Annotated in this window: 16 protein-coding genes and 1 pseudogene; 16 read left to right on the top strand and 1 reads right to left on the bottom strand. The window is 25.1% G+C overall.

Translation table 4 applies throughout. The annotated features are described in order from the left end of the window. Window positions 1–107 precede the first annotated feature (107 nt). On the bottom strand, window positions 108–275 hold the full coding sequence (locus D9R21_RS06990) for a hypothetical protein (RefSeq protein WP_158613863.1): 168 nt from the start codon (window positions 273–275) through the stop codon (window positions 108–110). Between the two features lie 147 nt (window positions 276–422). On the opposite strand from D9R21_RS06990, the gene D9R21_RS03590 reads away from it, so the two are divergent. The 16 genes and pseudogenes from D9R21_RS03590 to D9R21_RS03520 all read left to right on the top strand — a co-directional run bounded on the left by D9R21_RS03590 (window position 423) and on the right by D9R21_RS03520 (window position 7,368). Next, window positions 423–1,019: a YqeG family HAD IIIA-type phosphatase gene (locus tag D9R21_RS03590; RefSeq protein ID WP_114564249.1), complete on the top strand. Its 597-nt coding sequence runs from the start codon at window positions 423–425 to the stop codon at window positions 1,017–1,019. After that, window positions 1,006–2,082 carry a ribosome biogenesis GTPase YqeH gene (gene yqeH / locus D9R21_RS03585; RefSeq protein WP_126821135.1) on the top strand — a complete coding sequence of 359 codons (1,077 nt, stop codon included), beginning with the start codon at window positions 1,006–1,008 and terminating at the stop codon, window positions 2,080–2,082. Before D9R21_RS03590 ends, yqeH begins: the two co-directional genes overlap by 14 nt. 43 nt (window positions 2,083–2,125) lie before the next feature. Next, the gene (locus D9R21_RS08305) at window positions 2,126–2,296 is read left to right on the top strand and encodes an HAD family hydrolase (protein ID WP_241568722.1); all 171 of its coding nucleotides are present in this window, start codon (window positions 2,126–2,128) and stop codon (window positions 2,294–2,296) included. 12 nt (window positions 2,297–2,308) lie between these two features. After that, entirely contained in the window at window positions 2,309–2,671 is a 363-nt protein-coding gene (locus D9R21_RS08300) for an HAD hydrolase family protein (protein ID WP_334199035.1), read from the top strand. A gap of 177 nt (window positions 2,672–2,848) precedes the next feature. Beyond that, on the top strand, window positions 2,849–2,998 hold the full coding sequence (locus tag D9R21_RS03575) for a hypothetical protein (RefSeq protein ID WP_126821134.1): 150 nt from the start codon (window positions 2,849–2,851) through the stop codon (window positions 2,996–2,998). A gap of 68 nt (window positions 2,999–3,066) precedes the next feature. Next, window positions 3,067–3,246 (top strand): hypothetical protein, encoded by a 180-nt coding sequence (locus D9R21_RS03570; RefSeq protein WP_241568721.1) that lies wholly within the window; start codon window positions 3,067–3,069, stop codon window positions 3,244–3,246. A 220-nt stretch (window positions 3,247–3,466) separates the two neighbouring features. Then, on the top strand, window positions 3,467–3,715 hold the full coding sequence (locus D9R21_RS08295; RefSeq protein ID WP_241568720.1) for a hypothetical protein: 249 nt from the start codon (window positions 3,467–3,469) through the stop codon (window positions 3,713–3,715). Between the two features lie 252 nt (window positions 3,716–3,967). After that, window positions 3,968–4,153 carry a hypothetical protein gene (locus tag D9R21_RS03560; RefSeq protein ID WP_126821133.1) on the top strand — a complete coding sequence of 62 codons (186 nt, stop codon included), beginning with the start codon at window positions 3,968–3,970 and terminating at the stop codon, window positions 4,151–4,153. Continuing rightward, complete coding sequence (locus D9R21_RS03555; RefSeq protein WP_126821132.1) at window positions 4,134–4,385, top strand: hypothetical protein; 252 nt, start codon at window positions 4,134–4,136, stop codon at window positions 4,383–4,385. The genes D9R21_RS03560 and D9R21_RS03555 overlap by 20 nt, the downstream gene beginning before the upstream one ends. 144 nt (window positions 4,386–4,529) lie before the next feature. Next, window positions 4,530–4,715 (top strand): hypothetical protein, encoded by a 186-nt coding sequence (locus D9R21_RS03550; RefSeq protein WP_126821131.1) that lies wholly within the window; start codon window positions 4,530–4,532, stop codon window positions 4,713–4,715. Window positions 4,716–4,724: 9 nt separating this feature from the next. Beyond that, on the top strand, window positions 4,725–5,174 hold the full coding sequence (locus D9R21_RS03545; RefSeq protein ID WP_126821130.1) for a DUF3627 domain-containing protein: 450 nt from the start codon (window positions 4,725–4,727) through the stop codon (window positions 5,172–5,174). A 153-nt stretch (window positions 5,175–5,327) separates the two neighbouring features. Continuing rightward, window positions 5,328–5,513, top strand: a complete 186-nt coding sequence (locus D9R21_RS03540; RefSeq protein ID WP_126821129.1) for a DUF2649 family protein — start codon at window positions 5,328–5,330, stop codon at window positions 5,511–5,513. Further along, window positions 5,513–6,526, top strand: a pseudogene (locus D9R21_RS03535) (hypothetical protein). The gene D9R21_RS03540 and the pseudogene D9R21_RS03535 overlap by 1 nt, the downstream one beginning before the upstream one ends. Next, complete coding sequence (locus D9R21_RS03530; protein WP_126821128.1) at window positions 6,519–6,920, top strand: hypothetical protein; 402 nt, start codon at window positions 6,519–6,521, stop codon at window positions 6,918–6,920. The pseudogene D9R21_RS03535 and the gene D9R21_RS03530 overlap by 8 nt, the downstream one beginning before the upstream one ends. Then, a complete protein-coding gene (locus tag D9R21_RS03525) occupies window positions 6,920–7,156 on the top strand; it encodes a hypothetical protein (protein ID WP_004027616.1) in 237 nt (78 codons plus the stop codon). Before D9R21_RS03530 ends, D9R21_RS03525 begins: the two co-directional genes overlap by 1 nt. Window positions 7,157–7,167: 11 nt before the next feature. Further along, on the top strand, window positions 7,168–7,368 hold the full coding sequence (locus D9R21_RS03520) for a hypothetical protein (RefSeq protein ID WP_241568718.1): 201 nt from the start codon (window positions 7,168–7,170) through the stop codon (window positions 7,366–7,368). The last annotated feature ends 73 nt before the right edge of the window (window positions 7,369–7,441 follow it).

The following is a 7,441-nucleotide window of genomic DNA, read 5'->3' as shown; positions in this document are numbered from 1 at the left end:
GCGATGTTTGTTCAATTTCTTTTACTGTATTTTTTCGAAATTCTGCAGTATATGTTTTAAATTTTTGTTCTTTTCCTGCCATTAAAAAATGCACCTCCTCTAAAAGTTTAGTAAAGTTCTTTTTTAATTTTACTTACTTTTTGGGGTGCAGTCTTTTCTGTATCTTCTTTTTTAATAACATCTTTAATACTATCTTTATTTTGTTCTTTTTTATGTGTTTTGATAAATCTAATTGTTTCAATAATTAAAACAATAACCCCAAAACCATTAAGCACTGCACCAATAATTACATATTAAGTATTTTATTAGTAAAATTATAATTAATTAAAGATGCTAAAAAGGTTATGATTTATAGAAAATAATAACCTTTTTTATTGAAAATTGATATAATAAATAATAGCAAGAAACGAGGGTTTTAAATAATGGCAAAGAATATTTTTGGTAAAAAAAAGAATCGCAATTTATTACTAAATTATTTTAAACCATCCATTTATGTGAAAAATGTTAATAAAATTAATCTTGAATCATTAAAAAAACATGGGATTAAAGTCTTTATTTGTGATTTAGATAATACTTTGACTCCATTTTACCGTGGTATTCCGAATACTGATAATTTAAATTTAATTCAAAAGGTCAAGGAATTAGGGATGATTTTTGTGTTAGTATCAAATAATGCCCGAAAACGAGTTGAACGGTTTGCCCAAAAAGCAGGGATTGAACATTATTATTGAAATGCTAAAAAACCATTATTAAAATATTTTCGTGTGATTTCACGGCAATTTAATACTAATCCCCATGAAATGATTATGGTTGGTGATCAATTAATTACGGATGTTTTATTCGCTAATCGAGCCCATATGGAAAGCATTTTAGTTGTCCCAGTAACAGGTGTTAATGAATCAAACCGATTAATGCGTTTATTAGAAAATTTACTTTATAAACGGTTAGCTCAAAAAAATATTTTACATAAAGGTTTCTTTGATGAAGGAGAATATGGATTAGACTATGATATCTTATAAGAAGTGTGCTGGTTGTGGGGTTATTTTACAAACTACAACCCCAAACAATCTTGGTTATGTGGAAACATTAACGCAAGATTATTGTTATCGTTGTTTTCGATTAACTCATTATAATGAACTAGTTCCTTATAATATAACAGCAATTGATTTTATTGCAAAGTTACGCCAAGATTATCATTTGAATTGACATTATTTTTATGTTTTAGATGTTTATGATTTGGATGGAACACGGAATTTGGAATTAGAACAACTATTACAAAATAATAAAGTAACTTTAATTATTAATAAAATTGATTTAGTAAATAAATTAATTAATGCTAATAAAATTATTACTTATATTAGTGAACTTTTTCGAAATTCAGTGCTTTTTTCAAAAATAGAAGATATTATTTTAGTGAGTGGTTTAAAGAATTATGGTTTAGATAAATTATGACGATATATTAAGCGCCAAGATAATGATCTTGTTTTTGTTGGTAGTTCTAATACAGGAAAAAGTACATTATTAAATAGTTTAATTAAGTTAACTAACCAACAACAAAAAATTACTGTTTCGAATAACCTTGCAACAACATTAGACAAAATTGTTGTTAATTTGGGAACGAGACAGAAAGTTTATGATACTCCTGGTATCATTAATAAGTATAGTCTGCTTCCATATCTTGCCGAAAATAATAAAAATATGCTGACTAAACAACTATTAAAACCAATTACATTTCAATTGTCTGCAGAGCAAACAATTTTTTATGAAGGATTAGCTAGTTTTTCATATCTTACAGGTTTAAAAACAAGTTTTCATTTTTATAAAAATAACAATTTAAAATTACACCGTACCAAATTAAGTAATAAAGATTATTATTTTACCCAGCATGTACCAACTGCTGTTGTTAGATTACAAGATTATCAAGAATGAACTGAACGAATGATCGAAATTAAGGAACCAGGTAATTATTCGCTCTTTATTGCTGGATTAGGATGAATTAGTTTTAAAGGGCAAAGTGGTCAAAAAATAATGGTTGGAACCCATCAAAACATTAAAATTACACTACGAAAACAGTTTATTTAGTTTTATAATTAAAAGTAGATAAATAGAAAAGAAATAAAAGATTATGAATCTTGTTAAAAAATATCCTTATGTAATTACTGATTTAGATGGCACAATTGCAGGGGAAGGTTATATAATTAATCCTGAAACATATGAAGCATTACAAACATATCAACTAGCTAGTGATTATCACTTGTTTTTAGTTTCAGGACGATTAGACTTAATGGCAAAATAATATTTTGCAAAATTAAAAATTAAAACACCAATTATTTCCTGTAATGGGGCGTTAATTCGTGACAGTTTAACAAATGAAATATTATATCAACAACCCTTACCACAAGCATTAGCTCTTGCGGTGTTAACAAAGGCCATTGCAGCAAATGTTGATCACATTGTTTATACTGCTAATATGGTTTATGGTCATCCTGAATCTGGTCGGATTGCTTTTATGCTAAAGTATAATGCCCAATTAGATAATGATAATTATCGCATTCCAATTGATACAGAAACGGAGGCATCGTGTAAGTGAAGTGCAACAAATCAACTCAGAAAGGAGTTGATTTTTTATTGAAAAGAAACATTATTTTATTTTGCGGTCCTTATTAACTAAGTATGGAAAAGATAATGTTATTAATATTGTCAATAATATTGTAATTAATAATGTAAAAGAAAATGAATAAATTATCCGCGTAATTTATTAGCGGTAATTTATTCAATATAGTTTATTTTGAGCGTAGCGAACACGCAAAGCGTGCCGCAAAATTAGATTTTTAGGAGGAATTAAGTTATGCCAGTTTGATTAACCACATTTTTTAGTGTTGTTATTATATTAGGTATTTTTGCTTGAATTGGTTTATCGATTTATCAAAAAATTCGTCAAATTCGGGGTAAGAAAAAAGATAAAAAAGAAATTGAAAACAAGGAGGATAAAAAATAATGTTAGGGATGTATTTAACAACAGCGGTTAATTTTTTAGCATAAGATACGCCTACTATTTCAGATGGAATGGGTTCTATTTGAAGCGGTTTGGGACAAGCAATGATGAAAGTTAAAGAAGCAATTTATGCTGTGTTACCACAATTAATGACCTTTTTAGGTGATGCGTGAATTATTTTAATTCCATTTGGAATTTGAGTAATTATTAAAATATTAAACTTTTTCCGTGTTATGGTTAAAGGATTTTAATATTTATTATAATCGATTATATATCTTAGCTGTGGCACACTAGCTTTGTTATTTTATTTACTAATTTTATATTTTCTATTAACGTTGTTAATAGTATTTTTCAGTGTGCTAATTTGTATTTTTGATTTTATATATTTAACATTGTTATTACCAATGTTTATTTAACAAGAATTAAGTTACATTAGTATAACAATGTTTATTACAGTAAAGGAGTATTTATATGAAAAAAATTATAGATAGTATCGAACAAGTAATTTCAGTTTGTGGTCAATATTTTGCAAAGTGGCCTAATAAAATGGCACCAGATGTTTTAAAAGCAACTTATGAAATGTTAAAAGAATATCAAGAACAATTAAATCATCATGAAGTAGTTGAAATATTTTCTGAAAGTGATCGTGAACAAATTTTAGAAAAAGTAAAAAGTTTTTATGAAAATAAACTTGCTGAAAAAGACAAATTAGCAAGTTAAGAAGCAATGTTACGTATTAATGAATATCAAAAATTAAAAAAAGAACTTGCTCAAAAAAATAAAAAAAATTGATTTTTATGATGAAAGAATCAAACAACAAGATATTTTATTGGAAAAAAATAGAAAATATCCAACATTCAAGAAAAGTGACTTTATATATATTCAAGGAAAATCATTAATTATCGGAACAGAAGGTGCTTATGTTATAAAATCTGAATTCAAAGAAAAAATAGAAAGTTTAGAGGAATAATTATGCAAGATTTATTAGATGAAATTAAAATGAAAATTAAAACTATGCAAGCTACTTTAATTCAATTGAATGAATATGAAATTCATCATGAATCTGTTAATATTATTCGAAAAGAAATGAGTTTTTATCAGTATATTGCAGAAGAATTAGAAAAGGAAATTGACCATTATGTTAAAATCAAAAAATAATTTTTTCTTAAGTAGATATGACATAAAAGATGAAAGAATATTAGGAGTTTATGATACATATAAAGAAGCTATAAAAGAAGTATATGGTTATGAACCAGGACATTCTAAATATGAAAATGCTTATGCTGCTATTTGTGCAAGTGCTAATAATGTTCCAAATAGTAAAGGAGAAAAAAGGTCAGCGTATGGGTTTTGATATAAAATATTTTTTGATAATAAGGAATGTGATTAATTATGTTAGGAATTTGAATATTTTTTATTGAACGTAAATTTCAAATTTGTCATTCTATTTTGAATAAAAAATTTGTTGGTAGTTTGTATTTTAAGTTAAATGTTTGCTCAATGCAGTGCAATAGAAAGCGAGTTGATTTGAGTAATGTATCAGAAACTAAGTTATAAAAATGGTCCTAATCCGCCATTGTGTAAATATAATACTATAAAAGTTATTGATATAGAATGATTTATTGGTTATAACGGTTTTCAATCTTTTCGCAGAATAATTGAAAGTAAATGGTTTGCTGGTATTGATACTAGTAAAAATGAGTTATATGTGTGAAAGTAGGGTGTTTTTATGAGTTTTTATAAGAAGAATATTAACGTAGAAAATTATTTTATTCGAAGAGAATTTATAGTTTTTCAGACTTATAAAGCTTCATTTATAAATTTACCTAATCACAATAAACATATTGGTTTTTGATTAAGTAATAGATTTATTTATTTTAGTGAAAAACATTCTGATCAAGTAGCTATTGGTTTGATTTATGATAATTCTTACCCTATTGTAAAATATAATGAAAATTTAAAACGTCATGTGTGAAAATATTTAACCGGGACAGAATTAATTAATTTATATAATCAATATAAACAAAATTATTTTACACAAATGAAAAAAGCATTATTTCCTGGTGAACCTCAAAAAGTAAAAACAAATAATAATAATAATAATAATAATAATAATTTAATAAATTGAACTGTTGAAAAAGAACAAGAATTGATTAATGATTTGAAAGATTTAAATTAAATGAGTTTATATGATTATTGAGTTCAATTTGTAAGTTATATTATTGGTTCTAATGCTCATGAATTTTTGTATATTCTCTCGTTTGTATTATTTATAGTTTTATTTTTTGGTATGTTTTTTAAAATCATTCAAAAAATGTGAAGTTTTTAAATTATGACAAAAGATTGAGAAAAATTAAAAGAGTTTTTTATTCATGTATTTTTATTTATTGATAAATCTAATGTTGAAAGTATTACAACCTGAACTTTAACTCTTATTATTGGCATTTGAATTGTTATTTTATTTTTAACTTGGTTTTTATTGTGAATGGTTTTCAAAATAGTTAGTTGTTTTAAATAATGAAAAAGTTTATATTTTTCTTAAAAAATTATTGTTATATTAGCGGTTCAATGCTTTTGTTTAGTTTAGTTGATTTATTATTTTGAATTATTTCTTTAAATTATACTGGTTTAGTATTTTGAATGTTATTTGCCTTGCAGTGTGTTTATTTTGTTTGGTGATTATGAAAAAATATTTTTTATCAGTTAAATGCGTTTAGGTTAGTTAATTTTGTTTGAGATAATCCGTTATAAGTAATTATTGGTAAATTAGGAACGGGAAAAACATTACTTTTAACTTATTTATCACAAACTATGAAACTATTAACAGATAATATTTATAGTAATTATCCGTTAGAAGATGATAAAGTTAAAGTTTTAACATTTAAAAATTTAGATTTTACAGATCGAACAAAACCGGTTACCCCAGATGATAGTGTTATTTTATTTGATGAAAGTTATTTATATATTGATGGAACTAGTCCGCACGATGAGAAAAAAGTTCATAGTGGTAAGATACCGTGAATTGTTTTAGCAAGACATTTTGGTAATCGTGCTTTGTTTACTGCTCAGCGTGAGGGTATGATTTGAAACAATATTAGGCAATTAGCAGGTGGTATTATTATTCCAATTTCACTAAAAAAACCTATTGCTAAAAAAGGATTTAATTTTTTTAATAGATTCTTTATTATGCGAATTGGTATTTTTCAAGATATTACTGATTATGAAATTTGAAAAACAAAATCAGTAAAACGAACAGCAGAAGGTAAACGAGCAAAACATAGGTCAGATGTTGGGTTGGGAATTCGGTTTTTTAAAATAATTATTCCGTTAGAATTTGCACAGAAATATGATAGTCAATGATTAAAGTTTGCGCGTGATTTAAAAAATGATGAAATAGTTAATTATAAAGAATATTACTGGTCAGAAATTACTAAATTGAGTGTTAAAGAGCGTTTAGAATTGTTTGATATTGATATTTTGAAAAAGAATTTAAAACCTAAAAAAGAAAAAGGAAGTGGTAAAAATGATTAATTTATTAGCTGAAAATAATAGTAATTGAAACAAAATTTTTAGTTTTATTTTTGATGTATTTTTGTTTATTTTTGATGTAATTTGAAATACAAAATTACCAATGACAAATACGACAATTGCTTATTTTATTATCTTTTTTATGGTTGTTAAGTTATCTATTTATGCAATTCACGGTACAAGAACTCAATACAACGAATTAGGTTCAACAGTACAAACGGGTGTATCAAATATTTATTCTGCAACTTCTCGTGGATTTTCAGATACTAAACAAGGTATACAAAAACATATTAAAGAGCGTAAACAGTTTAAAATTAATCGTAATAAGCAACAATTATCAAGTTTAGCAAAACAAGCAAAAACAAGAGAACAAGGATATCGGAGAGTGAATAAATAATGATTAGATTAGTTTTATTAGTTGCGGCAATCGCTATTTTTGGAACAGGATTTATTACAGTCATTATAAATCAATTAACATCAGCAAAAAATATTATTATGGATTTATATAATTCTGATACTTTTTTACTTTCTTTGTTTGGCAAAATGGCAATTTTGTTTTCTCATCCGTTAATGTTAACGATATCAAGTTTATATATAGTTGGGTTTATTGTTTCAAAAACATTGTATAGTTAGGAGTTGAATTTATGAAAAATAAAATTTTAAAGTTTTTAAAAGAAAAATGATGAAAAATATTATTATATTTTTTAATAATTAGTTTTGGAATGTTTGTTCCTTTTCTTTATATTGATATTAAAGAATTTCAATTGTTTTTTAGTAAATTTGGTTCAGTTTCTTCAATTATGTGTATTGGATATATAATTTTTGGTAGTATTCATTATTCTTAGGTTTTTAATAAAATTAAGTAATTAGAAACAAATTAAGTTTCGCTTATGATTAAATGATAACAAAATTTATAAA

This window comes from Spiroplasma endosymbiont of Megaselia nigra (assembly GCF_003987485.1).
GTDB lineage: Bacteria > Bacillota_I > Bacilli_A > Mycoplasmatales > Mycoplasmataceae > Spiroplasma.
This window is presented reverse-complemented; position numbering and strand designations above follow the sequence as displayed.